This is a genomic window from Burkholderia sp. Bp8991 (genome assembly GCF_003853795.1).
In the GTDB taxonomy this organism is placed as follows: domain Bacteria; phylum Pseudomonadota; class Gammaproteobacteria; order Burkholderiales; family Burkholderiaceae; genus Burkholderia.
In genome coordinates this window covers 40,430-66,238 of the sequence record NZ_QTQJ01000023.1, presented here as the reverse complement: position 1 = coordinate 66,238, position 25,809 = coordinate 40,430, and the positions used below count along the sequence as shown (strand labels likewise).

The window sequence follows — 25,809 nt, the reverse complement described above, 5'->3', positions numbered from 1 at the left end:
ACCGAAACGGCCGATGCGGACGGTATGAGCGCCAGCCGTAAACCCGTTGCGCTTCGCCAAGTCGTGATCGTGTATTACCATCGGCGTTTCCTCGTACGCTTCGTCGCGCCGCGTGCGCCCGCCCGGCCACGGGCGAGCCGCGCCCCCTGTTCGCATGACCTCACCCGTTCCGTCCGACACCGCGCTGCGGCCGCAGCCGATCGACGCGCTGACCGTGCCGGCCGCGCTCGACGGACGCGCTGGCACCAATCGCTCGACGAGCGCGCATCCGCAGATCGCCGCGACCCATGATCTCGACGCCGTGCGCGCATGGCTCGCACGCTTCGTCGATACGCCCACCACGTTCCAGAACTACCGCAAGGAGGCCGAGCGCCTGCTGCTGTGGGCCGTGATCGCGTGCGGCAAGCCGCTGTCGTCGCTCACGCACGAGGATCTCGTCGTGTACCGGCAGTTCCTGCTCGCGCCCGCGCCCGCCGACGTGTGGTGCGCGAATGGCGGCCGCAAGCATCCGCGCGGCGACCCGCGCTGGCGGCCGTTCTACGGGCCGCTGTCGGCGGCCAGCCAGCGGCAGGCGATGGTGATCCTGAACGTGATGTTCTCGTGGCTCGTGCAGGCCGGCTATCTGGCAGGCAATCCGCTCGCGCTGTCGCGGCAGCGGCAACGGCGGCCCGCGCCGCGCGTCACGCGCCATCTCGGGCCGCCGCTGTGGCAGGCGGTCAAGGATGCGATCGCCGCGATGCCGCGCGACGATGCGCGTGCCGCCTTCCATGCGGATCGCGCGCGCTGGGTGTTCACGCTGATGTATCTCGGCGGACTGCGCATCACCGAGGCGGCCGACACGACGATGGGGCAATTCTTTGCACGGCGCGATGCGAACGGGCGCGATCGCTGGTGGCTCGACGTGACCGGCAAAGGCGGCCGCCAGCGCCTCGTGCCGGCCACCGCCGAGATGATGGCCGAGCTCGCGCGCTACCGGCGCGCGCATGGCCTGCCCGCGCTGCCGGCCGACGGCGAAACCACGCCGCTCGTGCTGCCCGCCGGTCGCACGCGCAAGCCGCTCACGCGCGCGGCGCTGCACCGGATCGTAAAGCAGGTGTTCCGGTTCGCGGCCGAGCGGTTGCGTGCGCAAGGGGATGCAGGCGAACAACAGGCGCGCGTGCTCGAACAGGCATCGGCCCACTGGCTGCGCCACAGCGCGGGTTCGCACATGGCGGACGGCCGCGTCGACCTGCGGCTCGTGCGCGACAACCTCGGTCACGTATCGCTGACGACGACGAGCCAGTATCTGCACGCAGACGACGACTGGCGACACAGCGAAACCGAGGAGAAGCACCGGATCGGCTGGTGAACGGCGCGCCGGTCCCCTGCTTCAATACACGGCGGCCCAGTGCCCGGGCACCCACGCCCAGTGGTTGCCGGCCCAGCGGTAATGACCTTTCGCCCAGCGATAACCGGGCGCGGGCGGCGGCGGCATCACTTCGGCGACCGGCGCCGGCTGCGGCGGCCGCGCGGGTTCGACCACGCACGCGGACAGCAGCGCCGCGCTCGTCGCCACCCATACGGCAAGCGATACGGATCGGATCTTCATCGTCGATTCTCCCTGTTGTGCAATCGATCGGTCGGCGGAGGCGAACCCGCGTACGCCGTGCATCGAGTCGTGCATCGCGCTGCGCATCACGCCGCGCGTCACGCGGTTCCGCGAACGAGGCCCGTCATCGGCCGCGTCGCGCCGCTTTCCGCGAACAGCGTCGACGCGGTATGAGCGGGATCGAGCCGCAGGCTTTCGGCGGCCGCGCCCGCGATCAGCGCGTCGAGCGACGCGGTCGGCTTCAGGTCGCGCCCTTCGTACAGGTCGCCCGGCCGCAGGCCCGGCCAGTCGGCGATCACGCGTCCGCCCGCGACCGCCCCGCCCGCCAGCATCGCGACCGACGCCTGCCCGTGATCGGTGCCGCCCGTGCCGTTCGCGGCGGCCGTGCGGCCGAACTCGGTCGCGACGAGCACCGTGGTCCGCTGCCACACGGGCCCGAGACCGTCGCGCAACGCGGCGAGCATCGTGTCGAGCGCCTTCAACTGATTCGCGAGCCGCGCGTTCTGCGCGCTGTGCGTGTCCCAGCCGCCCGTCTCGATCATCGCGATCCGCGGGCCGTCGTCGCGCGCGAGAAACGTCGCCGCGAGCTTGCCGACGCCCGCCGGATCCTGGCGCGCATGCGCGTCGCCGGCGAGACCGCGCGCGGCCATCGCCGATTGCCACAGCGGCCCGAGCTGCGCGTCGGCCTCGTACAGCGCCGACACGCGCGCGAGCAGGTCGTCCGGTGCGGCCGGCAACCCGGACGCCGCATACGACGCGGCCTGCACGCTGCCGCGCAACGCGAGCGGCACCGTCGGCGCGAACGCGATCGCGTTGTCCCGCGTCGCCGGCAACATCGCGGCGAGCCGGTTCAGCCAGCCGTCCTTCACCTGGTACGGCGCGCGCCCGCCCGTCTCGAGCACGTTCTGGCCGTCGAAATGCGAGCGGTCGCGATACGGCGACGCGATCGCGTGGACGAACAGCGCCTCTTTGTCGCGAACCATTTGCGCGGTCCGCACGAGCGACGGATGCAGCGCGAACGTGCCGTCGATGCGGGTCGCCATCGACGCGTCGATCGCCAGCGGGCCGCGCAACGACGCATACGCGGGTTCCGCATACGGGACGACGATGTTCAGCCCGTCGGCCGCGCCGCGCTGGATCACGAACACGAAGCGCCGGTCGGTTTCGACGTTCGCGAACACGATGCGCGGCGCGACGAGGATCGCGCCCGCACCGGCGGCGGCGATGCTCAGGAAATGTCGACGGGAAAGGGATCGGGCCATGTTCATCTCCGTTGAAAATCGGGCGACACGAGCAGCAGTGCAAGCGACGTGGTCGCGCTCTCGGCTCGCGAGAGTGCCGTCGCCGTCGGTGCGCTCAGCGAGCCGGCCAGCAGCGTCTTGCCGAGCGTGCGCGGGTCGAGCCGGTCGCCCGTGCGTGCGGCAAACCGCTGCGCGATCTCGACGCGACGCACCAGCGCGTCGGGCGCGGCCCAGCTCGCGGCAACGTCGTCGTAGCCGGCCGGCGACCCGGGCCGCCATACCGGCTGGCCGAGCTGCGCGAGCAGCGGCGCGGCCTTCAGGTCGCCGGTATCGCGCCAGCCGAGCCCGCGCAGCGACGACACGGCCCACTCCCACGGCGTCTTGAACTTGCGATTGACCGGTGACCATGCGTCCGGCGCATTGACCAGCGCACGATAGACGGTCGGCAAATCGCCGCCGCTCGTATCGAATGCGCGGGCGAGCCGGTCGGTGAGCGCGGGCGGCGGATCGTCGGCGACGAAATGACGGGCGAGCTGGAACGCGACATGCCGGCCCGTAGCCGGCGAACGCGCCAGATCGCCCAGGATCGCGAGCGCTTGCGCGTCGCCCGGCTGGCCGTAGGTGCGGCCCATCACCGTGCGCGCGCCCGGTTCGTGCAGCTTCGGGCGGAACACGAACGCGCCGGGCGCCGCATCGCCGGACTGCGGCCCGCGTCCGCCGGCAATGCTCCAGCCGGTCAGCGCACGCGCGAATTCCGTCACGTCCGTTTGCGTGTAGCCGGTGCGTACCCCGAGCGTGTGCAGCTCCATGATTTCGCGCGCGAGGTTCTCGTTGAGGCCGCGCCGTGCCGCCGGCTGGCGGGCTTCGGCGCGCAGCGCGGCCGGGCTGTCGGGGCCGACCGAGCGCGCCTGGTCGAGGAACAGCTGCATCGCGGGATGCTGCTCGACGGCGACGAGCATGTCCTCGAAGCGGCCGAGCACGTGCGGGCGGATCGCATCGCGCTCGAAGGCGCCCGCGTATGCGGCGACCTGCCCCTTGTCGACCGACACCGCGAAATGGTTCGCCCAGAAATGCACGAGACGCTCGACGAACGGCGTGGACGTGGCGAGCGCGTTGTTCAAGCGCGCGGCGACGGCGCTGCGATAGGCGTCGTAGCCGTCGCGACGGATCGACTGCGCGGTTGCGCGCCTGGCCGCCGCGTCGTCGCTCGTCATCGTGTTGCGGGTCGTCGCGAAGCGCGTGGCGAGCGTGATCGCGTCCGGTTCGCCGGCCCATGCGGCCGGCCTCGGGTCGTAACGATCGAGCTGGGCGACCAGCGCGGCCTTCGGATCGGCAGGCGGCGCGTCGTCGGCCCGCGCGCCGAGGCCGAAGCGGTTCAGCGCGATGGCGGCCGGTGAGATGTCGTTCGGGTGGTCCATGACGGGGGCTCTCGCGATGCGTACCCGTGTTTAACGGAGGGTGGCGGGAAATCCGTCGCAGGATGAGCGAAATATTTCGGGTTCGGCGCGGGGATGTATAGCTTGCGGTCGGCTTTCAAGCAGCGGCGAGCTGCGCGCGTGCCGCGCCCGATCGTCAGATTTCCACAGCACCGGTGTTCCCTCCATCACGAGCTGCCGGACGGCAATCGTCCGAGCCTATTCGTGACCGTCACCCCAGCTCGAACGACGTCACGCCGAACACGCGGTCGATCGCGATCGCCGGCGCTTCCTTCGTATACATCCGCGCGGTTTCGAACACGCTCGACATGCCGTGCCGTTCCGCCAGCGCGACGGCCGCGGGATTCGTTTCCGGCACGTCGAGCACGATCATCTCGCCGGGCATGCGCGCCGCCAGCGCGCGAAACAGCCCCGTGGCGACGCCGGCGTCATCGGCGAACAGCGGGCCGATCTTGCAGCCGGCGTTGCAGCGGCGCACGACGCCGTATCCGGTGATGCGATCCGCGTCGATCGTTGCGAGCGCAACGGCATCCGGTTGCGCGAGCCACGCGGAAACGAAACGCGCGCGCGGCGCAGGAAAAGACTGGCGATCGTACGCCAGCAACTGCTCGAACGGGACATCGGCCGCCGCGGCCGCGTGCGCGCATCCGATGCCGTCCACACGCCCCTGATAGCGGATGTTGCGATATGCGAGCCGGAACCCGGACTTCCGGTAGTTCGCCTGTTGTGCCACGACACCGTCGAGACCGACATTGCGGTCTCCCAGGTAACGCATGCCGTGCTGCCAGATTCGCATGCCGAAGCCTTTGCCGCGAAACCCGGGTTTCACGATGTACAGACCGACGAAGCCGAAGCGTTCGTCATACGCGACGGCAGCAAGGCACGCGACCGGCTCGCCACGCCACACGCCGACGAAAAAACCGGCCGGGTCCGCTTCCCTGAAACACGGCGGATCATGCAGGCCGGGGTTCCACCCTTCGGCTGCCGCCCATTCGACCGACATGGCCACCTCGTCGGCCGACATGGTGCGCACGATCAAGTCTTCGCTTCGATCCATGGTTTGCCTCCGTCGCGGCACTCGAGATCGCCGCCAACCGATTCGCGAGCGTGACGCGTCGTCACACCACGCCAGTTACTGGCTCCCCGCCGCGTCGTGCTTCCTCTGAAACCTCGCCGGCAGCCGCCAGTTCCCGCTGCGCCGCAACCCGTCGACGAATTTCGCGCGCTCATCCGGCGTCAGCGTCGCCGCGAAATCGACGACGCTGCGCTCGACCTGCCCCCGCAATGCACTATCGGCCGCCCGCGTCCGATCGAGCGCCGCGTCGATCGCCGCACGATCGAGCTGCGGAGCCGCCAGCAGATCCAGCACCGTGATCCGCCCGTCACGCCCTTCCCGCGCGAAATCCCGACCTTCCTTGCGCGCCGCCTTCAGCGCCGCCGCAAACGCTTGCTGACGCGCGTCGGACAATTCGTCCGCGGCGAACCGCAATGCCGTGCGCTGTCCGGGCATCCCGCCCCCATCCAGGCCTCGATGCGTAGAAAACCATTGATACGCGCCGCCGCCGATCGCGCCGAGCATGAACACGTTCAACACGACCGACCCGACGAGCATGAATTTCCAGCCGCGTTCGCTCATTCGTCGCCTCCGTCGATGCCCGGGCCGCCGAACGTCGTCGTCAGGTATCCCGGTTCGTGTTGCGCGATCGGCGCGCTGCCGAGCATCAGCATCGACACGGCCACCGCGCCCGCCAGCGCGCCGGCGAGCCCGACACCCGCGAACGCCGCGCCCGACCACCACACCGTGCCCCGGCGCCGCGCACGTTGCGGCGCGGGCGCCGACGCGACGATGCGTTCGACGAGCGCCGGCGCGGGCGGCGCGACCGTATCCTGCACGAGCCAGGCATCGAGCTCGGCGGCATCGTCGAGCGCCGCGAGCGCGTCGCGCGGATGCGCTTGCGCCCACGCTTCGGCCGCCGCGCGTTCGTCGCGCGGCCAGCGCCGCGCATCCGAGCCGTACGCGGCGACGATGGTACGGAATCGTTCGGGTGTCATCGCTTGTCCTCGCTAGGTGGGTCGCCGGCCAGTTGCGCGCGCAGGTTGCGCCTTGCGCGCGCGAGCAGGCTTTCCAGCGCATCGACGGTGATGCCCATCAGGTTGGCCGCTTCAACATTCGACATGTCCTGATAGTACTGGAGCACGAGCGCTTCCCGCTGCCTGGGCGGCAATGCGGCGAGCGCCTCGCGCACGCGCGCATCGCGCGCGCGCAACTCCGCGTGCGCGGCCGGCTCGGGTTGCGGGTCGGGCACGTCGGGCAGCGTGTCGACCGGCTCCTCGCGCCGCCCGCGCAACCGGTCGTAGCACAGGTTCAGCACCACGCGATGCAGCCACGTGTCGAAGCGCGCTTCGCCATCCCGCCAGCGCGGCGCGTGATGCCAGATCCGCAGGAAGGTTTCCTGCGCAACGTCTTCGGCTTCGGTCCGGTCGCCGAGCATGCGCGTCGCGAGCGCAAGCAGGCGCGGCAGCTTGCGTGCGACGAGCACGCGCACGGCCGACGTGTCGCGCGCGCCGACCCGCGCGACGAGTTCCGCGTCCGGATCGGCGTCGCTCAACGCGGGCTGCTCCGCCATGCGCGGCGCGCCCGCCACATGCTGCCGGCGAGCGTGCCCGCCGTCCGGCTGAAGCTCATCGTCGTGCTCTCCTTGCATGCGTCGGGCCGGCGCCGCACGGCGCCATGCCGGCGCGTCCACGGCGCGCCGCACGTCGTGTCCGGCATCCGCCCGGCCGGTTTCGTCGACATCCGGTTCGAACGGCATATCGATCCTGTCGATCGCCAGCCGGCCGGCGCGATCAATATACGACGACCGGCGCGGGCCGGTAATACACCGGACGCGCCGGCACCACGACACAGCCGGCCAGCACGACGGCCGCGGCTGTCAGGATCACGATGGTTCGAAAAGGCATGGCTCGACGGATGAAGTTGTGTGGAAGTCCCGCCGCACCGGCGCTGCGCGCCGCGCGGCACCCTGCGCGTCACGCCCAGTGACCCGGCACCCAGCGCCAGTTCGGGCCGCGCGCGGCCCAGTGCCCGGGCACCCAGCGATAGCCGACGCGCACCGCTTGCCAATGCCCGGGGATCCACACGTAGCGGCCCTGCCGCCAGTGCCAGTGGCCCTGATCCCACACGTAGCCCGCGCGTGGCGCCGGCATCACTTCGACGCGCGGCGGCGGGGGCGCGACCGGCGCGACGATGACGGCCTGCGCGAATGCGGCGGAGGTCGCCAGCGCGGCCACGCATCCCGCGGCAACCCGTAATGAAATGGAAAGTTTCATGCAAGACTCCGAAGCGTCGTGTAGCGAACGTGATGGCCGGAAGTGGCCGTTCGTTCGTTAAACGACGCATGCGGAAAAATCCGTCGCGACGCGCGCAAATAAATTTCCTCCGCGCCGGCAACGCCGCGCTCACCCGGCGACGCATCGGGCCCGGGCGTGGACGACCGTCTGTCACAACCCGGCAAAACTGCGCTTCGACAATGCGTGTCACCGGGATCCCGCTCGTTTCCGGCCCACGCCCCGGACGCGCTCGCGCACGGCCGGGCGGTTCCGCATTTCGCGTGTCACTCAACGAAAATACGATCATGTCGAACCAGGACAACTTCCCCGCCGAGTCGAACGAGCCGGCCGCTTCCGTATCGCGTCGCGGCTTCCTGAAACTGGCCGGCGTCTCCGGCCTCGCCACCGCCGCGGGCGGGCTCGCGGCCGCCCGTGCCGCCGGGTCGAACCCGGACGGCACCCCCGAACAGGTGCACCTGACATGGGGCAGCGACCCGGCGTCGGAAGTCGCGATCTCGTGGGCATCGCTCGCGCCGGCCGTCAATCCGCGGGCGCGGATCGTCGCCGACGGCGAACCGGCACGCACCGTGCACGGCGTGCAGCGCCTTTACACCGACGGCCTGAACGGCGAAACGGTGTTCACGTACCATGCACGCGTGCACGGCCTGAAGCCGAACACGCGCTACCGCTACGAACTGACGGCCGACAACGACAGCAACGCCGCGCAGCCGTTTGCCGCGACCTTCACGACCGCGCCGCGCGGGCGCGCACCGTTCCGCTTCACGAGCTACGGCGACCTCGCAACGCCGAACGGCGCATGGGTGCTGTCGTCACCGCAAAGCCGCTTCGCGGTGCAGGCCGTCGAGCAGTTCCAGCCGCTGTTCCACCTGCTGAACGGCGACCTCTGCTACGCGAACCTGAACCCCGCGCATCAGCCGGAGGTGTGGCGCGACTTCGGCAACAACAACCAGACGTCGGCCGCGAACCGCCCGTGGATGCCGTGCCCGGGCAATCACGAGATCGAATTCAACAACGGCCCGCAGGGGCTCGACTCGTACCTCGCGCGCTACACGCTGCCGGAGAACGGCACGCGCTTTCCGGGCCGCTGGTACAGCTTCCGCGTGAGCTCGGTGCTGTTCATCTCGCTCGACGCCGACGACGTCGTGTACCAGGATGCGGCCGCGTTCGTCGGCGGCCCCGCTCCGCTGGTGCCGGCCGCGAGCACCGGCCGCGCGCCGATCGAACCGGGCACGTCGTTCTACGTGCGCGGCTACAGCGACGGCGTGCAGACGCGCTGGCTCGAGCACACGCTGCGTCAAGCGTCGCACGATGACGACATCGACTGGATCGTCGTGCAGATGCACCAGGACGCGCTGAGTTCGTCGAAGACGGGCAACGGCTCGGACAAGGGCATCCGCGAGGCGTGGCTGCCGCTGTTCGACCGTTACGGCGTCGACCTCGTGCTGTGCGGTCACGATCACGATTACGAGCGCAGCTACCCGGTGCGCGGCTGCAATCACCGCGCGGGCGTCGATGCATCGACCGGCGAAGTCGTCGAGACGCTGCAGCCGCGTCCGGTCGGGTCGACCGATCCCGAGCGCACGACCTTCGACACGAGCCACGGCACGATCCACCTGATCCTCGGCGGCGGCGGCACCAGTGCGCCGCTCGACGTGTACGGCGAGAACCCGGCGACCGGCTTCGCGCAGGCCAAGGTCTTCACGAAGCCGAACCGGCCGGTGCCGGGCACCGCGCCGAACACGTTCGTGCGCAAGCCGGCCGATGCGCTGGAGGATGCGATCTGGTCCGCGCGCCGCGATACGGGCACCGGCTACGGGATCGCGGTGTTCGACCACGATCCGGGCAAGCCGGGCAGCCACACGACGATCACGATGCGCTACTACCATGCGCCGGGCGCGGATCAGCACCCGAGCGCACAGTACGAGCTGTTCGAGACGATCGAGCTGAGCAAGAAGCGCCGCGAGCGCTGATGCGACGGCCGCCCGCAACGCATGATCGCGCGGCGGGCGGCCGGGGTTGGCGCGTGCGGGACGGCGCGCGCGACGCGCTGATGGATACGACGAATACGCGACGGGCTGCGCCATGCGGAGCGGCTGCGTCCATTCGACCGACGCACCTTGCATGCGCATCGGCGCGCCGGTTTCCACCGCAAGCCGCGTTGCCGCCACCGTGCCCCTAGCTTCGCGATTCCAGTGCGATACGCACGGCCAGTCCGGCCAGCACGGTGCCCATCAACCCGCGCTGCACCCGCGTCCAGACGGGCCGACCGGCAAGAAACCCCGCGATCGAGCCGGCCATGCTCGCGATCAGCGCATTCACGCAGACACTGACCGCGATCTGCACGCAGCCCAGTGCCAGCGATTGCGCGAGCACGCTGCCGTGCCCGGGCGCAATGAACTGCGGCAGCAGCGACAGGTACATCACCGCGATCTTCGGGTTCGCGAGGTTGGTGACGAAGCCCATCGTGAAGAGCCGTGCGCCGCTGTCGTGCGGCAGTTGCCGCACCTGGAACGCGGAGCGGCCGCCCGGCTTGAGCGCCTGCCACGCGAGATACGACAGGTACAGCGCGCCGGACAGACGCAGCGCGTCATACGCGTACGGCACGGTCAGCACCAGCGCGGTAATGCCGAATGCCGCGCAGAACATGTAGAACACGAACCCCAGCGCGACGCCGCCGAGCGACACCAGCCCCGCACGGCGGCCCTGACAGATCGAGCGGGAGATCAGGTAAAGCATGTTCGGGCCGGGCGTCAGGGCCATGCCGAGCGATACGAGTCCGAAAGCAATCAGGGTGGGCAAGGCCGGCACGGCAGTCTCCTTCGGCGCGATGAAGTCGGGGCGAGTGTCCAGCAATGTATTGCATGTCGGCGTCTGTCGGCATGAATAAACTGCAAGTCATGCATGAGCGCGCTTCACCCCGTCATCGCGTCGTTCCGCCGGCCCGCTACTTGCCCTTTTTCGCGCGTGCCTGCATCGCCTTTCCGGCCTTCGCGCGTTGCGCGTCGACCAGTTTCACGAATGCGTCGGCGACCGCGTTGCCGCTCGCGTTCCACGCCAGTCGCACGGAACGATGCAGCCTGGGCGACAACGCCAGCACCCGGCCGCCGAACCGGGTATAGGTGAGCGTGATGCGCGGGACGATCGACACGCCCATTCCCGCCTCCGCCATCGACAGAATGGTCCGCATCTCGACCACGTTGAACGCGGCGCGAAGCGATGCACCGTTGCGCGCGAAGTAATCCGCGATGACCGGCCCGCACCCCGCCTTCGAAAAAATGAACGGCATCGTGGCCAACCGTTTCGCCGACACGCTCTCGCGCCCGTCGAACATGCCGTTCGCCGCCACCGCGACGAAATCCTCGTCGAGCAACGGCAGGTTGTTCGCGAAAGTCTTCGTGCCGGCGACCACGCCGATGTCGGCGGTGCCGTCGTCGAGCCACCCTTCGACTTCCGCGTCCGTGCCTTCGAGCAGCACGGCCGTCACACCCTCATGCGCCGCCTTCAACGCTTCGAGCGCGGGTACGACGAACGCGAGCGAGACGCTCGGCAGCGACGCCACCACCAGCCGACCCTCGAGCTTGCCGCGCGCCAGGCCGAACTGCTGGCGCAGCGTCTGCGCTTCCCGGACGACGTTCTGCACGTACGGCCACAGGCGTTCGCCGGCAGCGGTCAGGACGACCGGCTGGCGGTCGCGCAACAGCAGCTTGACCTCGGTGACGTCCTCCAGCTCGGTCAACGCGTGGCTGATCGCGGATTGACTGCGGCTGAGCCGGTCGGCCGCGGCCGTCAGCGAGCCGAGTTCGACCACGGCAGCCAGGGCCTGCAACTGCGCAAGCGTCATCTCGCCTCCTTGTTGCGATGCATGTATTTTTCACATGATAGAGCGACGCATCATGAATTTGATTGATCCGGTGTCATGCGCTTCGATTGCGCGCCATCGCGTGACCTCGCCCGATGCCCCGCGCCGCGCTCGGGCAAGATTCAGCCTCGAATCATGTCGAACGCCGTCGCCGGACACGCGCGCGATTGCGCCGGCGCCCGCGTCCGTCCAAGCCCCGTCCGTCGCGCCTTCAGCTCCGATCGCCAAGACGCGTTAGACTGTCCCGATGGAACAATGCCGTTATTGCCAGAGAATCCGCGATGAATGGGATTGCCACGGGGACGAATGCCGCCGGGCAATCGCGAAGGCACTGCGCCGGCAGCGCGCGGGCCTGCCGATGGTGCCCGATCGCATCCGCAACGAGCTGCCGTCCGGCGCGCCCACCCAGCAGGTGATCGCGGTCCTCTCGCGCCAGCGCCTGCGGGCGCGCCGCGGCAACGAGGAACGCCGCGAGCGCAAGGAAATCGACGACGCCGACGGCGTCTGATCCGCCAACGCCCCCCGCCAGCCGCCGCACCTGCCGGTGCCCCGCCACCGGGCGTTCGCCCGTGCGCGATGTCTCGCCGCCCGTCCGCCGTCAGTTTGCAATTCCCGCAACGCGGAACGGGGACGGATCGAACTTATGTTGGAATTGTTGCCTCACCGACAATGATCTTTCGCCGGAATCCACGTTTACCCTGAATCCACCGACGCCTACGATGTAATCAATCGCTTACGACATGGTGTCGCCAGCGAACCCAATAGAACATCGGAGGTCATCATGAAATCGCTCGTTTCCGCAGTCGTCGCCGCTGTCGCCCTGTCCGCTTCGTTCGGCGCTTTCGCACAAAGCACCGTGACCCGCGCCCAGGTGCGCAACGAACTCGTCCAGCTCGAAAACGCCGGCTACAAGCCGAGCCAGTCGAGCCCGTACTACCCGGCAGACATCCAGGCCGCGCAAGCGCGCGCACACGCTGCCGACAACAGCGGCTACGGCGCGCAGCCGGCCCCGGTCGTCCAGGGCGGCGCACCGGCGGTCAAGGTGCGCAACGCGCGCGACTCGGTCTACTTCGGCCACTAAGTCCGCCGCCGCGCGCATCGCGCGCGGTCCGCCCGGATCCAGCGAGCCCGTCCCGTGACGGGCTCGCCGCGTTTTTGCCGCGCGCCGGGCCGGTCCGCCGTCAGCGGCTGCCCTCCGCCGCCACGCGGCCGCCGTCGTCGGTGGCGATACCGCCGCCGAGCAGTTCCTGGTAACGCACGCACGCGCACTGCGCGGACGCCTTCGCCGCGTACATCGCCGCGTCGGCCTTGACCAGCAGTTCCTCGGCCGACGCGCCATCCGCCGGATATTCACTCACGCCGATGCTCGCGCCCACGGCCAGGTGCCGGTCGCCGAATTCCAGTTCCTCGGCCATCACGATCTGGATACGCGACGCGATATCGCCGATCACCGCGGGCGATCGCACGTCCGAAATCAGCACGATGAATTCGTCGCCGCCGAGCCGCGCGGCCATGTCGCCGCTGCGCAGCGCGAGGCTCAGCCGTTTCGCGACCGCGACGAGCGTGCGATCGCCGGCCGCGTGCCCGTGCTGGTCGTTGATCTGCTTGAAGCGATCGAGATCGACGAACATCACCGCCAGCCCCTCGCGCACCGCGGCCGCATGCCGGATCGCGGCATCGAGATGCTCCATGAACAACAGGCGGTTCGGCAAGCCGGTCAGCGGGTCGTGACCGGCGAGGTGCGCGAGTTCCAGCTGCTTCGCGCGCAGCATCGCGACCTGCGTACGGATCTCGACGCGCATGCTGTCGAAACAGCGCGCCAGCACGCCGATCTCGTCGGCCCGCGCGACCGGCAACCGTTCGGCGGCCGGATCGTCGAACACGTGGGTCGCCGCGCGCGCGAGCATCTGCAACGGCCGCGTGATCGCGCTCGCAAACAGGATCGCGAGAATCACCGCCGCCACGCTCATCAAGAGCACCATCCGGATGATCCGCTCGCCGAGCATCCCGGCCGGCGCCAGCACGTCCGTGAGCGGACGCGCCATGCCGAGCACCACGAAGCGGTTGCCCTCGTTGTTGCCGAACGGCGTGCGCACGAACGCGAACATCTGGCCCGGTGCGGCGTCGGGCTGCGTGAGACCGTTGAGCGCCACGTTCGTGCGCGCCCCGACGAACAGCAGCCGCGTGTCGGGGAAGCTGTCCTGCATCAGCACGCGGTGCCCGCGATCGAAGCCGAAGATCTGCGACGGATCGGGGTGCACGAGGAAATCGCCCCATTTGTTCGCGAGATACACCACGTAGTCTGGCGGCAGATCGCGTTCGAGCCGGTCGAACATGCGCGTCAGCTCGACGTCGACGACCAGCGCGCCGACGACCCGGCCGCCTTCGTCGACCACCGGCGTGCCCACGCGCAGGATCGGCAGCCCTTCGGCCGCATGCGAGCCGGTCTCGTGATTGATCGCGATCGGCGACAGGTAGATATGACCGGGCGCCGTCGCAAGCGTATCGAATACGTAAGGAAACTGCCCTTTTTCCTGGAATGCACTCTCCGGCAACACGACGATGCCGTGCGCGTCGCGATCGACGCGGATCCGCTCGAGCCCGAAATCCCCGCGCGCGATCAGCCGGATCTGCAGGTACTCGGGGTGGTTCTTCATGAAGCTGTAATACACCTGTTCGAGCCGCGTGCGCGGCGCGCGATCGGCGCCTTCCCCGCTCGCGACGGACGCCGACGCCGGCAATTGCGCGAGCACGAGCACATCGTCGGCCACGTCGGACAGCGCGGTCGTGAAGCGCTGTCCGAGCAAGTGCGTCGACATCAGCAGGCTGTGCTGCGCTTCCTGCACGAGCATCGTCCGGTTCGCGCGGTAGGTGTAGTAGCCGGTCGTGCCGGACGCGATCACGCCGATGCACGCGAACAGCATCGACAGCTTCCAGGTGAGCCCGAGCCTGATCATTTTTCGAACCGCTCCGGCCGGTCGCCCGACACGATGCGGCTCCATAGCGACTCACGCCGCGCGATGTCCTCGACCGGCTGGATCCAGACGAGGTGCTGGTGGCCGGCCTCGAGACCGGGTGGCGGTTGGAGCGTATTCGCGAGCCCCTGGCGTTCGGTCAGCAGCACGCCGATCGCCGGTTCGAGCATGTAGTTGATCCACGCGAACGCCAGTTCGCGATGCTCCGCGCCGCGCGTGACGCCCCAGCAGTCGAGCCACGCGAGCGCGCCTTCGTCCGGAATCACGTAGCCGACATCCGCACCGGCGCGACGCAGCTGTTCGACCTGCTGCGTGCCATAGTTGCCGAACATCAGCGCCGCGCGATGCTGGACGAACAGCGTGGTCGCCTCGTCCGGAAGCGTGTAATACGTGAGCAGGTTGCGCCGCAGTTCGACCAGCTTGTGCGCGACGGCAAGCGTTTGCGCGGGCGACAGGTGAAACGGGTCGGGATAGCCGAGCGCGAGCGCGGTGAACGAAAAATTATGCGGCGCGCTGTTGAAGTCGAGCACCTTGCCGCGGTAACGCGGATTCCAGAGTTCCAGCATCGAGCGCGGCGCGACCGGCACCTGCTTGCGATCGTAGATCAGTCCCATCGACGAATACGTGAACGGAATCGCATAGGTCGAGCCGTTGCGCACGAGTCCGCCGATCGTCGCGAGCTGCTGGAAATTCGGCAGTTGCCGCCGGCGGTTGGGGATCTGCGACAGGTCGATCGGCGTGAGCAGGCCGTCGCTCGCATAGCGCTGGATCTCGGCCGTGTTGGCCGCAAGCACGTCGTACGGCGGCGGCGACGCGCTGTGCATCCGTGTCCACAACGCTTCGTCGGAATCGACGAAGGTTACTTCGACGTGCACATGAAAGTGCGTCTCGAATGCATTGACGACATCGTTGTCCGCGTAGCCGGGCCACGCAAGGACACGCAGTACGTTGTCGCCGACGGTCTCGGGGGAAGCGGCGCAGGCAGGCAGGCCCTGCCAGCCCAGCGTCAGGACGACAAGCCACCGGCACGCGGCGCGGCGCGCACGGCGCGCGCCGATTCCCCTGATCAATCGGTCCTCGTCCGAATTCCCCGTATGCATTCGACTGTCCTTTTTTCGAGTCGATGCTTGATCGTGCAACAAGACCACAAAAAATATCGCCGCGCAATTGGAACAAGCCGCACGCGCACTGCATCCGCCTATTCGGAGCGCGTCATCCGTGTACGCGTTCGATCGCACGTCGCTGCACGCGCTCGAACCCGGCCACTCGAACGGAGAATCATCAGGTGAAAGGCAAGACGCGACGTGTGCCAACTCCGCTTGCAGCCACGGCGCCACGCGGCATGTACTGCGTATGCGTTCGGAGCGTTCGGAGCGTTCGGTGCATTCGATGCATTCGGCGACGCGCGTCATCCGTCGCGTCGTGTCGCCACCTCCGCCTGCATGTGCGTCACGCCGTCGCATGCGCATCCACGCCACGCAGGCATGAACGCCGCGATCACGCGCGCCGGATGCGCACGCGTCGGCATCGCCACGACAGCGCGACCGGCCGCGGCCGTCGCGCTTTCCTTTTCGGGCCGCTCGTCGGACAATGACGCGCGCCCGCCGGCGCGGCGCCGCATCGGCCCCGCGCGAGCGGCACCAAGCATGCTCCGCCCGCGCCGATGAAACGCTACGAAAACCTCGCCCAGACGATCGCCGACGAAATCCGCAACGGCAACCTCGCGGTCGGCACGCGCCTGCCGTCGCTGCGGCAGATCATCGCGCAGCATGGCGTGAGCCAGTCGACGGTGTTTCGCGCGTACTACCTGCTCGAACAGTGGGGGCTGATCCGCGCGCGCGAGCGTTCCGGCTATTACGTCGCGCCGGGCGCGGGCCCGGCGGCGAACCCGCCCGCGAAACGCCGCGCGAGCCGTGCCGGCGCCACGCGCAAGGTCGACATCAGCGACCTCGTGTTCTCGGTGCTCGACGCCGCGACGCAGCCCGGCATCGTGCCGCTCGGCTCCGCATTTCCCGCGCCGCAGCTGTTTCCGCTGCCGCGCCTCGCGAAATCGCTCGCGCAGGCGACGCGGCTCGTCAGCCCGTGGAGCACGGTCGTCGACCTGCCGCCCGGCAGCGAGGCGCTGCGCCAGCAGATCGCGCGGCGCTATCTGGCAACCGGTGTCGCGCAACCCGTCGACGAGATCGTCGTCACCAACGGTGCGCTCGAAGCGCTGAACCTGTGCCTGATGGCCGTCACGCGGCCCGGCGACGTCGTCGCGGTCGAATCTCCCGGCTTCTATGCGGCGCTGCAGGCGATCGAGCGGCTCGACCTGCGCGCGGTCGAGATTCCCGTCAATCCACGCACGGGCCTCGATCTCGATGCGCTCGCGAACGCGCTCGACCGGCACGACATCCGCGCGTGCTGGTTCATGACCAATTTCCAGAATCCGACCGGCGTCACGCTGTCGCTCGACAAGAAGCGCGCGCTCGTCGAGCTGCTGGCCGCACGCGAGGTGCCGCTGATCGAGGACGACGTATACGGCGAGCTGCATTTCGGCCCCGACTACCCGCTGCCCGCGCGCGCATTCGACCGGCACGGCCTCGTGATGCATTGCAGTTCGTTCTCGAAGACGCTCGCGCCCGGCTACCGGATCGGCTGGACCGCCGCCGGCCGGTTCGCGGAGAAGGTGCAGCGGCTCAAGCTGATGACCACGCTGTCGGCGAGCATTCCCGCGCAGGCCGGCATCGCGAACTATCTGGAGCACGGCGGCTACGATCGTCACCTGCGCAAGCTGCGCGGCACCCTGCAGGCGCAGCTCGCGCGCATGGACGACGCGCTGCGGCGCTGGCTGCCGCCCGGCGTCGAGTGGGTGCGGCCGGACGGCGGGTATTTCCTGTGGCTGTCGTTTCCCGACGCGATCGACGCGATGGAACTGCACCGCCAGGCGATCGCGCGCGGCATCAGCTTCGCACCGGGGCCGCTGTTTTCGGCCGCGCACGGCTTCGAGCGCTGCGTGCGCGTGAACTTCGGCCATCCGTGGAGCCGCGACATCGAGCGCGCGATCCGCGTGCTCGGCGAGCTGGTCGCCGGGCCGGCGGTACGCAAGTCGGGCTGATCGCGCCTCGTGCGCACGCTGCGCGCCGCCCGCATCACGTCCATGCAGCGAAGCCGCGCGCGGGTTACATTGCTGGTCCCGCCGCTCCTTCACGATTGCCCATGAGCCAACTGCCCTACCTCGATCACGACGCGTTGCTGAAACTGGCGGCCGAAGCGGCACACGTTACGCAGCCGTGCACGTGCACGAGAACCTCGCTCGCCGGCTGGACGACCCTGCCGCTGTCGCTGCAGGACACGCAACTGACCGAAGTGGCCACGCTTGCGCCGCCCGGCGAGACCGAGCCGACCTACGACGAATATCATCCGGCCGGCACGCGCTATGCGTCGGACGACGCGCCGATCGCGCCGCGCCACTTTCCGTACAACCGCTGCAACGTCAGCCGCTGCATATCGTGCGGCCGGCTCTATCTGCGCTATCAGGAAGGCGGCGGCTACTTCATCGACCAGCGCATCCGCGCGCTCGATCCGACGTTGATCGTCGACGCGCCGGCGCAAACCTGAACCCGACGCGGGGCATGCGCAATGCATGCCCCGGCACACAACGGCGCGCTCCGCCGATCTGCTGCGCCGTTTCCATTCCGATCTGCGCCGTTTCCGCTCCGATCTGCTGCGCCGTTTCCGTTCCGATCTGCTGCTTGTCCCGCCGCCCCGCGCTCCCTACGCTGTCCCTGTTGCCCGACACCCGTCGCAACGTCCCCTCCCGAGCGGCGCGCGCCCCTGCGCCGCCGCTCCTCTCGCGTATCACGTCATGTACCGATATACCGATTTCGACCGGGCGCTCGTGCACAGCCGCGCCGCCCAGTTCCGCGACCAGCTCGAACGCTGGCAGCACGGCACGCTGAGCGAGGATGCGTTCCGGCCGTTGCGCCTGCAGAACGGCTGGTACGTGCAGCGCCATGCGCCGATGCTGCGCGTGGCCGTGCCGTACGGCGAACTGTCGAGCGGGCAGCTGCGCGTGCTCGCCCGTATCGCACGCGACTACGACGTGCCCGACGACGCCACCTACCGCGCCGCCTGCGACGCGCAGGCGCAGCTCGGCACGCTGCGCCTGCCGACCCGCAACGCGCACTTCACGACCCGCACCAACGTGCAGTTCAACTGGATTCCGCTCGCGAAGGCGGCCGACGTGATGGACTTGCTCGCGACCGTCGACATGCACGGGATCCAGACGAGCGGCAATTGCATCCGCAACATTTCATGCGACGAGCGCGCGGGCGTCGCGCCGGACGAGATCGCCGATCCACGCCCGTTCGCCGAGGTGATGCGCCAGTGGACGACACTGCATCCGGAATTCGCGTTCCTGCCGCGCAAGTTCAAGATCGCGATCACCGGCGCGGCCGAGGACCGTGCGGCGACCGACTGGCACGACGTCGGGCTGAAACTCGTGCGCAACGACGCGGGCGAACTCGGCTTTCGCGTGAGCGCCGGCGGCGGCATGGGCCGCACGCCGCTGATCGCGACGCTGCTGCGCGCGTTCCTGCCGTGGCAGCAGGTGATGAACTACATCGAGGCGATCGTCCGCGTGTACAACCGCTACGGGCGGCGCGACAACAAGTACAAGGCGCGCATCAAGATCCTCGTGAAGAGCGAGGGACAGCGCTATATCGACGACGTCGAGGAAGAATTCCGCCAGATCGTCGAGCATGACGGCGGCCCGCACACGATCCCGCAGGCCGAGTTCGACCGGATCGCCGCATCGTTCGTGCCGCCGCGCCTCGCGCCCCGCACGCTCGACCTGCACGACATCGAAGCGCGCATGGCCGCACACGCCAGCCGCCATCCGGCCTTCGCGCGCTGGCTCGCGCGCAATGTCGCAGCGCATCGCGACCCGGCGCTGCGCATCGTCACGCTGTCGTTCAAGCGCCGCCTGCAGGCGCCCGGCGACGCGTCGCCCGAGCAGCTCGACGCACTCGCCGAACTCGCCGAGCGCTTCTCGGCCGGCGAGGCACGCGTCACGCATACTCAGAACGTGGTGCTGCCGTGGGTGCACGTCGACGACCTGTTCCTGCTGTGGGAGCAAGCGCGCGCGATCGGCCTTGCCAGCGCAAACGTCGGACTCCTGACCGACATGATCGCGTGCCCGGGCGGCGATTTCTGCGCGCTCGCGAACGCGCGCTCGATCCCGATCGCCGATGCGATCGCCGAGCGGTTCCAGGATCTCGACATGCTGCACGACGTCGGCGACATCGACCTGCACATCAGCGGCTGCATCAACTCCTGCGGCCATCATCACAGCGGGCACATCGGCATCCTCGGCGTCGACAAGGACGGCGCCGAGTGGTACCAGGTGACGCTCGGCGGCTCGGACGGCTCGAGCGCGAGCGGCCCCGCTCGGCCGGGCAAGGTGATCGGCCCGTCGTTCTCGGCGGACGAGATCGTCGATGTCGTCGACGCGCTCGTCAATGTCTATCTCGACGCGCGGCTCGACGCCGACGGCCGCAGCGAACGATTCATCGACACGGTGCGCCGCATCGGCGCCGAGCCCTTCAAGGCCGCGGCCAACGACGCCCGTCACCAGGCGGAGCACGCATGACACCGACCGACGCACACGCCAGCACGAACGCACGCATCCGGCTGCTGACGCCGGCCGAACACGCCGACGATACGAACGCGCCGGACACCGCGACACGCACGACCCTGACGATCGGCAACGACGAGGAGTTGCGGCCGCTCGCCGCACGCATTGCGCAGGCCGCGCGCATCGACCTGCACTTCCCGTCCTTCACCGACGGCCGCGCATACAGCCAGGCGTATCTGCTGCGCAAGCGCTTCGGCTTCGCCGGCGACCTGCGAGCGACCGGCGACGTGCTGGTCGATCAGTTGCTGTTGATGGAGCGCACGGGGTTTTCGAGCGCAGTGCTCGGCGCCGATGCCGATCTGGCCGCCGCGCGCCGGCAGCTCGACCGGTTTCCCGGCTTCTATCAGCGCGATGCGAGAACGGCGGCGCCGCGGCAGGACGCGGCGCCGCAAGTCGAGACGCAAGCCGGGAAATGAAAACGGGCGGCCTGCACAGGCCGCCCGTCCGATGAACCGCAAGCGCCGCGCCCGCCGCACCGCGGGCGCCGGCGTTCAGCGCGCCGCCACCGGCTTGCCGAACGCGCCGAGGATCTTCTTCTCGAGCGCGATGTAGTCGTGGCCGAAGTGGTGGTCGCCGCCCGTCTTGATCACGTCGGCACCGGTGTTCGCGAGCGCCGGACACATCGTGTCCTTCTCTTCCGCGCCGTAGAAGCACTGCACGAGCTGCGGCGGCACCTTCGCGATTTCCGGCGCGACCTTCATCGCCTTGTCGCTCGCCGGCATTCCGAGCCAGCCCGTCACGCGGATCTGGAAATCCGCCGCCGGCGCGAAGCCGAGCAGCGACATCACCGCCACCTTGTCACGCAGGTCGGCCGGCAGCCGGTTGTACGCGAACGGCATCACGTCCGCGCCGAACGAGTAGCCGACCAGCGCCACGCGGTTCGCATGCCAGCGCGCCATGTAGGTGCGCATCACGCGCGCCAGGTCGCGGCTCACCTGTGCAGGCGGCTTCTCGCTCCAGAAGTAGCGCAGGCTGTCGATGCCGACCACCGCCACGCCGTCGCGCTGCAGCGCCTCGGCGATCGTCTTGTCGAGATCGCGCCAGCCGCCGTCGCCCGAGATCACGATCGCGAGGCGGTCGCTGCCGCCCTTGGCCGGCAGCTCGACGAGCGGCAGGTCCGACACGTCGAGCTCGTCGGTGCTGCTGGTGTCGTGCAGGTGCGACGTGACGAGCGACACGAGCGTCGCGGTGTCGCCGGCCGCGGCCGTTTCGACGAAGCCCGGCATCGCGCGGCGCACGATCGTCGGATCGGGCGGGCACGGCTTGAAGCGCGCATCGAGCTTCGCCGCCGGCGCGACCGACGCGACACCGGCGATCGTGTTTTCCGGCGCCATCGACAGGATCTGCTTCGCGATCGCGCCGCCCTGGCCCACGCCCGCGACGATCGGCGTGTAGTAACGCGCCGATTGCGCGAGGCGTTCGAGCTGGTGGCTGACTGCTTCGGCATCGCCGTCGAGGTGGTGACAGGTTTCCTGCTTCGCGGCGAGGTTCGCCGCATAGCGCTCCGAATCCACCCCGACCGTCATCGCGCCCGCTTTAGCGAGGGCGTCGGCCGCCTGCTGGTCGGCGGCGCCCCAGCCCCGCCCGCGCGAGAACAGCACGACGAAGCCGCGCAGCGGGCCGCCCGGCTTCGTCACGGTCACGGGGCCGTAGCGGCCGCCCGACACGGTTTCCGGTTGCGCCGCGGCCTGCGCCGCGAACGCCGCGCCGGCCAGCATCATTCCCGCGCAGGCGGCTGCCGCCCGCGCGATACCCTTCTTCAACATCATGAACGCCGACCTCCAGCCAGCAGGGACAGATCCGCGAGCGTGACGAACACGCCGACCGAGCCCGAGGCCGCGAGATAGCGCGGCTCCCAGTGCGGCTCGAACTTGCTCTTGAATGCACGCAAGCCGCGGAAGTTGTAGAAGCGGCCGCCGAAGCGCCAGACCATCAGCCCGAACCGGTGCCACGGCGACGGCATCTTCGCCGCCCCCATCCCCGAGAACGGCGCGATGCCCAGGCTCAGCTTGCGGAACCCCGCTTCCTTCAGATGCAGCGCGAGCTGCGTAAACAGATACTCCATCGCATACGGCGACGCGTCCGGCAGATGACGCATCACGCCGACCGTCGCCTCGGTGTTGAGGTCGGTCGTCATGAACGTGACGAACGCGATCGGCTTGTCGGCCTGGCGCACGAGCATCACCGATTGCGTCGCGAGATAGCCGTCGTGGAACGCGGCCACCGAGAAGCTCTTCTCGCGCGCGTCGCGGCTGTCGAGCCAGCCGTCGGAGATGTCGCGCAGCGACGGCAGCGCGGCCGGCACGTCGCGCGGCGCGATCACCTCGACCGTCAGCGCGTCCTTGTCGCCGCGGCGCAGCGCATAGCGCAGGTGCGACCGGTTCGAACCCTTCAGGTCGAAGCGGTCGAGCGCGATGTGCGCTTCCTCGCCGAGCTTCATCAGCGTGAGCCCCGCGTCGAGATACAGCGGCAGCGCGTTCGCGCGCACCTGGTAGAACGCCGCGCGGCCGCTGTGCGCATGCGCCAGCGCGATGAACTTGCCGATCAGCGCCGGCCATTCCTCGCGCGGGCCGACCGGATCGTGCAGCGCGGCCCACGTGCGGCCGTTCTTCGCATACATCAGGAACGCGCGGCGCGATTCGGAGAACAGGAACGACTTGTCGCCCATCAGCGCGAGGCCCGCATCGCTGCACTCCTGCGCGCGGATGATCTGCTCCGCGTCGATCAGGTCCTGCTCGGCGGGCTTCACGAAACGACCGGGCGCCGGCCGCAGCAGTTGCCACAGCGCGAACATCGCGACGAACACGCCGGCCGCCAGCGTCGCGCGCAGCGCCCGCGGCGCGCGCTCGTCGAACGCGAAATGCGACCACAGATCGCGCGTGTAAGGTACGTCGCGGAACGCGAAGCACAGCACCCACACGGCGAGCACCAGCACCATCGTCACCGAGACGAACCAGCTCACCGTGAAGCGCTCGGCGAGCAGCGACGAATGCCGGTTGAAGCGGCGGCGGCTGACGAGCAGCAGCACCAGCAGCGTGCCGAGCACGCCGGCCTCGACGAACGCGAGGCCCTTGGCCAGCGACAGCGCGAGGCTCGCGAGCGTCAGCGCGAAAGTCATCCACCATGCGCCGTCGAGCCGGCGCAGCAGCCCGCGCGCGACGAACAGCAACGCGACGCCCAGCACGCTGCAGATCACCTGCGAGCCTTCGAGCACCCACAGCGGCACGATGTTGCGCAGGATCGCGATCCGGTGCCAGAACGCGGGCGTCGCGCTCGAGATCACCAGCATCCCGCCGACCGCGAAGGTCACGAGGCTCAGGAACAGCGGCGCCAGCTGCGACACGCGCGCGGCCTGCCGCGTCACGAGCCGGCGGCGCAGCGCGCGGCCCTCGAACCCGGCCAGCAGGCCGGCCGACAGCACGAGCGGCACGCCGAAGTAGATCGCGCGATAGGCGATCAGCGCGGCGACCATCGCGTGCGCCGGCACTTCGCGGCCCAGCGTGAAGACCATCGCGGCCTCGAACACGCCGATCCCGCCCGGCGTATGGCCGATCATCCCGAGCAGCAGCGCGGCCGCGTACACGGTGATGAAAGTCGGCAAGCCGACTGGAGCGGACGGCAACAGCACCCACAGCGTCAGGCCCGCGGCCACGACGTCGAGCACCGCATAGACGACCTGGGCGACGAGGTCGCGCCGCGCCGGCACGTCGAACGCGAGCCATTTGAAGCGCGTGACGACCGGGCGCGCGACGTTGCCGCACAGCATCGTCATGACGGCCAGCACCACGAGCAGCGCGGCGCCGCTCCACGTCAGCACGCCGGGCGCGACATGCAGCATCGCGGCGAGCGTCTGCGGCACGCAGACCATGCCGACCGCCGTCATCAGCACCAGTGCGAGTGCGAGCGTGCCGCTGGTGAAGACGGTCATCCGGCCGATCTGCGCGGGGGTGACGCCCGACACGCCGTACACGCGCGCGCGCACGGCGCCGCCCGTCAGCGCGCCGAAGCCGGTTGCATTGCCGAGCGCGGAGCCGGCGATCGCGCCGATCCACAGCGCGGCGCGCGGCACTTTCGCGGCGACGTAGCGCAGGCCGACCGCATCGCGGGCGACGAGCGCGAGATAGCTGAGGGCCGTCGCGGCCAGCGACGCGCCCCACTCGCCCACGGACAGGTGGCGCAGTTGGCGGATCACCGAGCGGTAGTCGACAGATTCGGACAGGTGCTGGAACACCACGATCAGCAGCAGGCCGATGCCAAGCGCGAGCAGCGGCGACAGCACGCGCTCATTGCGGATCAGCGTCGCGACACGGGCGATCGCTGCCGCGGCACGGCCGGGCTGGCCAGGGTGGCGGGAAGACATAGAGTGTTCAGTGGTGGTGCGTAGCTTGTCGCGGCGCAGGGTGGCCTCGCGGCGACGAATCTGGTTGTTCTGCGTGGGCGGTCGGCCTGGGACGAAGCCAGGCGGCGCCTGAATCAGAAATTACGAGTATACGGATTTTATATTACAGAATCTTTCGATCCCGTACTGAGCGGTTCGGGCGCGGCGGTCGCATCAACGACGCGTCAAATTCATGCGCAAGGTGCGCATCATACCGGGAACCGCCGGGAATTTTTCATCGAATGAATGACTTGCGACGCTTTTGGGAGAAATTCTCCCGGCCCGGCCGAGCCCGCGAGAGCAAACCCGCGACCGGCGCGGGATTCGGGGAATGGGGACGGATTGCCGTGCCCGCCTCATGGGCCCTTTGTCGCTCCGTCATCGTGCCAGTCGGCGCCGGCCCGCTCCCGCAGTATGTCGATGAACGCGCGCAGCTTGGCCGGCACGTGCTTGCGATTCACGTAATAGAGCCACATCGGCGGCAGCGTCCGGCACGCGCCCGGCAGCACCTCGACGAGCGTGCCGTCGCGCAGGTCCACGTCGATGCGCTCGCGCATGAACGCGAACGCGATGCCGACACCCTCCCGCGCGGCATCGATCACCGCATCCGCGTCGTTCGTCACGAGCACGCCTTCCGGGTCGAGATCGACGTCGCGGCGCCCGTCGTGCAGCAGCCACTTGTGCAGGCGCCCGCTCTCGGAGAACCGGAACCGGATGCACGCATGGCGCGCCAGCTCGGCAATCGACGCGGGCGTGCCGTGCCGCGCCAGATAGCCGGGTGATGCGACCAGCGCGCAGGTCAGCGCGGGCGCGATCCGCACACCGATCATGCCGGGCTGCAGCCGGTCGGCAAGACGAATCCCCGCGTCGAAACCCTCCTTCGCGATATCGACCAGCTCGTTCTCGTAGCGGATTTCGAGCCGGACCTTCGGATAGCGCGCGCGGAACGCGGCCAGTATCGGCGCGATCACGAGCGAACGCGCGAGCGGCAGCGCCGTGACGCGCAGCAGCCCGCCCGGCTCGCTGCGCACCTCCTTCAGCGCGTCGCGCGCCTGCATGACCTGCCGGTACGCGGGCTCCGTCTGCTGCCGGTAATGCTGGCCGGCTTCGGTCAGGCTCACGCCGCGCGTGCTGCGGTTGAACAGCTTCACGTTCAGTTCGCCTTCGAGCTGGCCGATCGCAAGGCTGACGGCAGCCGGCGTCAGGCCGAGCGCGGCGGCAGCACGCGTGAAGTTGCCGGCCGTCGCGACCGTCATGAACGCGTGCAGCCCGGCCATCGGATCGCGTCTGCTCATCATTAAAAA

At 69.3% G+C, this 25,809-nt stretch carries 23 protein-coding genes; 8 read left to right on the top strand and 15 right to left on the bottom strand.

Annotated features, from left to right (window positions below):
- Nucleotides 1-154 precede the first annotated feature (154 nt).
- Nucleotides 155-1,348, top strand: coding sequence for a tyrosine-type recombinase/integrase (locus DIE02_RS24245; protein ID WP_124484666.1), 1,194 nt, complete (start codon nucleotides 155-157; stop codon nucleotides 1,346-1,348).
- A 21-nt stretch (nucleotides 1,349-1,369) separates the two neighbouring features.
- Here the strand turns inward: DIE02_RS24245 and DIE02_RS24240 are convergent, their stop codons facing one another.
- The 8 genes from DIE02_RS24240 to DIE02_RS24205 form a co-directional block, all read right to left on the bottom strand.
- Complete coding sequence (locus tag DIE02_RS24240) at nucleotides 1,370-1,588, bottom strand: YXWGXW repeat-containing protein (RefSeq protein WP_124484665.1); 219 nt, start codon at nucleotides 1,586-1,588, stop codon at nucleotides 1,370-1,372.
- 98 nt (nucleotides 1,589-1,686) lie between these two features.
- Nucleotides 1,687-2,850 carry a DUF1501 domain-containing protein gene (locus tag DIE02_RS24235; RefSeq protein WP_124484664.1) on the bottom strand — a complete coding sequence of 388 codons (1,164 nt, stop codon included), beginning with the start codon at nucleotides 2,848-2,850 and terminating at the stop codon, nucleotides 1,687-1,689.
- A gap of 2 nt (nucleotides 2,851-2,852) precedes the next feature.
- The gene (locus DIE02_RS24230) at nucleotides 2,853-4,247 is read right to left on the bottom strand and encodes a DUF1800 family protein (protein ID WP_124484663.1); all 1,395 of its coding nucleotides are present in this window, start codon (nucleotides 4,245-4,247) and stop codon (nucleotides 2,853-2,855) included.
- A gap of 229 nt (nucleotides 4,248-4,476) precedes the next feature.
- Nucleotides 4,477-5,322 carry a GNAT family N-acetyltransferase gene (locus DIE02_RS24225; RefSeq protein WP_124484662.1) on the bottom strand — a complete coding sequence of 282 codons (846 nt, stop codon included), beginning with the start codon at nucleotides 5,320-5,322 and terminating at the stop codon, nucleotides 4,477-4,479.
- A gap of 75 nt (nucleotides 5,323-5,397) precedes the next feature.
- Complete coding sequence (locus tag DIE02_RS24220; RefSeq protein WP_124484661.1) at nucleotides 5,398-5,901, bottom strand: periplasmic heavy metal sensor; 504 nt, start codon at nucleotides 5,899-5,901, stop codon at nucleotides 5,398-5,400.
- Nucleotides 5,898-6,317 carry a hypothetical protein gene (locus tag DIE02_RS24215; RefSeq protein WP_124484660.1) on the bottom strand — a complete coding sequence of 140 codons (420 nt, stop codon included), beginning with the start codon at nucleotides 6,315-6,317 and terminating at the stop codon, nucleotides 5,898-5,900. Before DIE02_RS24215 ends, DIE02_RS24220 begins: the two co-directional genes overlap by 4 nt.
- A complete protein-coding gene (locus tag DIE02_RS24210) occupies nucleotides 6,314-7,078 on the bottom strand; it encodes an RNA polymerase sigma factor (RefSeq protein WP_124484659.1) in 765 nt (254 codons plus the stop codon). Before DIE02_RS24210 ends, DIE02_RS24215 begins: the two co-directional genes overlap by 4 nt.
- Before the next feature lie 217 nt (nucleotides 7,079-7,295).
- A complete protein-coding gene (locus DIE02_RS24205; protein WP_124484658.1) occupies nucleotides 7,296-7,595 on the bottom strand; it encodes a YXWGXW repeat-containing protein in 300 nt (99 codons plus the stop codon).
- 305 nt (nucleotides 7,596-7,900) lie between these two features.
- Between DIE02_RS24205 and DIE02_RS24200 the strand changes: the two genes are divergently transcribed.
- Complete coding sequence (locus DIE02_RS24200) at nucleotides 7,901-9,586, top strand: metallophosphoesterase family protein (protein ID WP_124484657.1); 1,686 nt, start codon at nucleotides 7,901-7,903, stop codon at nucleotides 9,584-9,586.
- A 205-nt stretch (nucleotides 9,587-9,791) separates the two neighbouring features.
- Here DIE02_RS24200 and DIE02_RS24195 read toward each other — a convergent pair whose 3' ends face one another.
- A complete protein-coding gene (locus tag DIE02_RS24195; RefSeq protein ID WP_124484656.1) occupies nucleotides 9,792-10,424 on the bottom strand; it encodes a LysE family translocator in 633 nt (210 codons plus the stop codon).
- Between the two features lie 136 nt (nucleotides 10,425-10,560).
- Complete coding sequence (locus DIE02_RS24190; protein ID WP_124484655.1) at nucleotides 10,561-11,457, bottom strand: LysR family transcriptional regulator; 897 nt, start codon at nucleotides 11,455-11,457, stop codon at nucleotides 10,561-10,563.
- Between the two features lie 265 nt (nucleotides 11,458-11,722).
- On the opposite strand from DIE02_RS24190, the gene DIE02_RS24185 reads away from it, so the two are divergent.
- Nucleotides 11,723-11,983, top strand: coding sequence for a hypothetical protein (locus DIE02_RS24185; protein WP_006760082.1), 261 nt, complete (start codon nucleotides 11,723-11,725; stop codon nucleotides 11,981-11,983).
- A gap of 273 nt (nucleotides 11,984-12,256) precedes the next feature.
- Nucleotides 12,257-12,556, top strand: coding sequence for a DUF4148 domain-containing protein (locus DIE02_RS24180; protein ID WP_124484654.1), 300 nt, complete (start codon nucleotides 12,257-12,259; stop codon nucleotides 12,554-12,556).
- Nucleotides 12,557-12,656: 100 nt separating this feature from the next.
- On the opposite strand, the gene DIE02_RS24175 is transcribed toward DIE02_RS24180, so the two are convergent.
- Both DIE02_RS24175 and DIE02_RS24170 read right to left on the bottom strand, forming a co-directional pair.
- A complete protein-coding gene (locus DIE02_RS24175; protein WP_124484653.1) occupies nucleotides 12,657-14,432 on the bottom strand; it encodes a sensor domain-containing diguanylate cyclase in 1,776 nt (591 codons plus the stop codon).
- The gene (locus tag DIE02_RS24170) at nucleotides 14,429-15,550 is read right to left on the bottom strand and encodes an extracellular solute-binding protein (protein WP_124484652.1); all 1,122 of its coding nucleotides are present in this window, start codon (nucleotides 15,548-15,550) and stop codon (nucleotides 14,429-14,431) included. Before DIE02_RS24170 ends, DIE02_RS24175 begins: the two co-directional genes overlap by 4 nt.
- Nucleotides 15,551-16,113: 563 nt before the next feature.
- Between DIE02_RS24170 and DIE02_RS24165 the strand changes: the two genes are divergently transcribed.
- The 4 genes from DIE02_RS24165 (at nucleotide 16,114) to DIE02_RS24150 (ending at nucleotide 20,543) form a co-directional block, all read left to right on the top strand.
- Complete coding sequence (locus tag DIE02_RS24165; RefSeq protein WP_124484651.1) at nucleotides 16,114-17,547, top strand: PLP-dependent aminotransferase family protein; 1,434 nt, start codon at nucleotides 16,114-16,116, stop codon at nucleotides 17,545-17,547.
- A 101-nt stretch (nucleotides 17,548-17,648) separates the two neighbouring features.
- Complete coding sequence (locus DIE02_RS24160) at nucleotides 17,649-18,050, top strand: hypothetical protein (protein WP_124484650.1); 402 nt, start codon at nucleotides 17,649-17,651, stop codon at nucleotides 18,048-18,050.
- Between the two features lie 247 nt (nucleotides 18,051-18,297).
- Nucleotides 18,298-20,082 carry a nitrite/sulfite reductase gene (locus DIE02_RS24155; protein ID WP_124484649.1) on the top strand — a complete coding sequence of 595 codons (1,785 nt, stop codon included), beginning with the start codon at nucleotides 18,298-18,300 and terminating at the stop codon, nucleotides 20,080-20,082.
- A complete protein-coding gene (locus DIE02_RS24150) occupies nucleotides 20,079-20,543 on the top strand; it encodes a DUF934 domain-containing protein (protein WP_124484648.1) in 465 nt (154 codons plus the stop codon). The genes DIE02_RS24155 and DIE02_RS24150 overlap by 4 nt, the downstream gene beginning before the upstream one ends.
- A 75-nt stretch (nucleotides 20,544-20,618) precedes the next feature.
- Here DIE02_RS24150 and DIE02_RS24145 read toward each other — a convergent pair whose 3' ends face one another.
- The 3 genes from DIE02_RS24145 to DIE02_RS24135 all read right to left on the bottom strand — a co-directional run bounded on the left by DIE02_RS24145 (nucleotide 20,619) and on the right by DIE02_RS24135 (nucleotide 25,800).
- The gene (locus DIE02_RS24145) at nucleotides 20,619-21,896 is read right to left on the bottom strand and encodes a virulence factor family protein (RefSeq protein WP_124484647.1); all 1,278 of its coding nucleotides are present in this window, start codon (nucleotides 21,894-21,896) and stop codon (nucleotides 20,619-20,621) included.
- Nucleotides 21,893-24,487 carry a bifunctional lysylphosphatidylglycerol flippase/synthetase MprF gene (mprF, locus tag DIE02_RS24140; protein WP_124484646.1) on the bottom strand — a complete coding sequence of 865 codons (2,595 nt, stop codon included), beginning with the start codon at nucleotides 24,485-24,487 and terminating at the stop codon, nucleotides 21,893-21,895. Before mprF ends, DIE02_RS24145 begins: the two co-directional genes overlap by 4 nt.
- Before the next feature lie 374 nt (nucleotides 24,488-24,861).
- Nucleotides 24,862-25,800, bottom strand: a complete 939-nt coding sequence (locus DIE02_RS24135) for a LysR family transcriptional regulator (RefSeq protein WP_124485052.1) — start codon at nucleotides 25,798-25,800, stop codon at nucleotides 24,862-24,864.
- Between the last annotated feature and the right edge of the window lie 9 nt (nucleotides 25,801-25,809).

Excerpts from the sequence above, each read along its gene's own strand:
- DIE02_RS24245 (WP_124484666.1), top strand. The coding sequence starts at position 155 with ATGACCTCACCCGTTCCGTCCGACACCGCGCTGCGGCCGCAGCCGATC.
- DIE02_RS24240 (WP_124484665.1), bottom strand. The coding sequence starts at position 1,588 with ATGAAGATCCGATCCGTATCGCTTGCCGTATGGGTGGCGACGAGCGCG.
- DIE02_RS24235 (WP_124484664.1), bottom strand. The coding sequence starts at position 2,850 with ATGGCCCGATCCCTTTCCCGTCGACATTTCCTGAGCATCGCCGCCGCC.
- DIE02_RS24230 (WP_124484663.1), bottom strand. The coding sequence starts at position 4,247 with ATGGACCACCCGAACGACATCTCACCGGCCGCCATCGCGCTGAACCGC.
- DIE02_RS24225 (WP_124484662.1), bottom strand. The coding sequence starts at position 5,322 with ATGGATCGAAGCGAAGACTTGATCGTGCGCACCATGTCGGCCGACGAG.
- DIE02_RS24220 (WP_124484661.1), bottom strand. The coding sequence starts at position 5,901 with ATGAGCGAACGCGGCTGGAAATTCATGCTCGTCGGGTCGGTCGTGTTG.
- DIE02_RS24215 (WP_124484660.1), bottom strand. The coding sequence starts at position 6,317 with ATGACACCCGAACGATTCCGTACCATCGTCGCCGCGTACGGCTCGGAT.
- DIE02_RS24210 (WP_124484659.1), bottom strand. The coding sequence starts at position 7,078 with ATGCCGTTCGAACCGGATGTCGACGAAACCGGCCGGGCGGATGCCGGA.
- DIE02_RS24205 (WP_124484658.1), bottom strand. The coding sequence starts at position 7,595 with ATGAAACTTTCCATTTCATTACGGGTTGCCGCGGGATGCGTGGCCGCG.
- DIE02_RS24200 (WP_124484657.1), top strand. The coding sequence starts at position 7,901 with ATGTCGAACCAGGACAACTTCCCCGCCGAGTCGAACGAGCCGGCCGCT.
- DIE02_RS24190 (WP_124484655.1), bottom strand. The coding sequence starts at position 11,457 with ATGACGCTTGCGCAGTTGCAGGCCCTGGCTGCCGTGGTCGAACTCGGC.
- DIE02_RS24185 (WP_006760082.1), top strand. The coding sequence starts at position 11,723 with ATGGAACAATGCCGTTATTGCCAGAGAATCCGCGATGAATGGGATTGC.
- DIE02_RS24180 (WP_124484654.1), top strand. The coding sequence starts at position 12,257 with ATGAAATCGCTCGTTTCCGCAGTCGTCGCCGCTGTCGCCCTGTCCGCT.
- DIE02_RS24175 (WP_124484653.1), bottom strand. The coding sequence starts at position 14,432 with ATGATCAGGCTCGGGCTCACCTGGAAGCTGTCGATGCTGTTCGCGTGC.
- DIE02_RS24170 (WP_124484652.1), bottom strand. The coding sequence starts at position 15,550 with ATGCATACGGGGAATTCGGACGAGGACCGATTGATCAGGGGAATCGGC.
- DIE02_RS24165 (WP_124484651.1), top strand. The coding sequence starts at position 16,114 with ATGAAACGCTACGAAAACCTCGCCCAGACGATCGCCGACGAAATCCGC.
- DIE02_RS24160 (WP_124484650.1), top strand. The coding sequence starts at position 17,649 with ATGAGCCAACTGCCCTACCTCGATCACGACGCGTTGCTGAAACTGGCG.
- DIE02_RS24155 (WP_124484649.1), top strand. The coding sequence starts at position 18,298 with ATGTACCGATATACCGATTTCGACCGGGCGCTCGTGCACAGCCGCGCC.
- DIE02_RS24150 (WP_124484648.1), top strand. The coding sequence starts at position 20,079 with ATGACACCGACCGACGCACACGCCAGCACGAACGCACGCATCCGGCTG.
- DIE02_RS24145 (WP_124484647.1), bottom strand. The coding sequence starts at position 21,896 with ATGATGTTGAAGAAGGGTATCGCGCGGGCGGCAGCCGCCTGCGCGGGA.
- mprF (WP_124484646.1), bottom strand. The coding sequence starts at position 24,487 with ATGTCTTCCCGCCACCCTGGCCAGCCCGGCCGTGCCGCGGCAGCGATC.
- DIE02_RS24135 (WP_124485052.1), bottom strand. The coding sequence starts at position 25,800 with ATGAGCAGACGCGATCCGATGGCCGGGCTGCACGCGTTCATGACGGTC.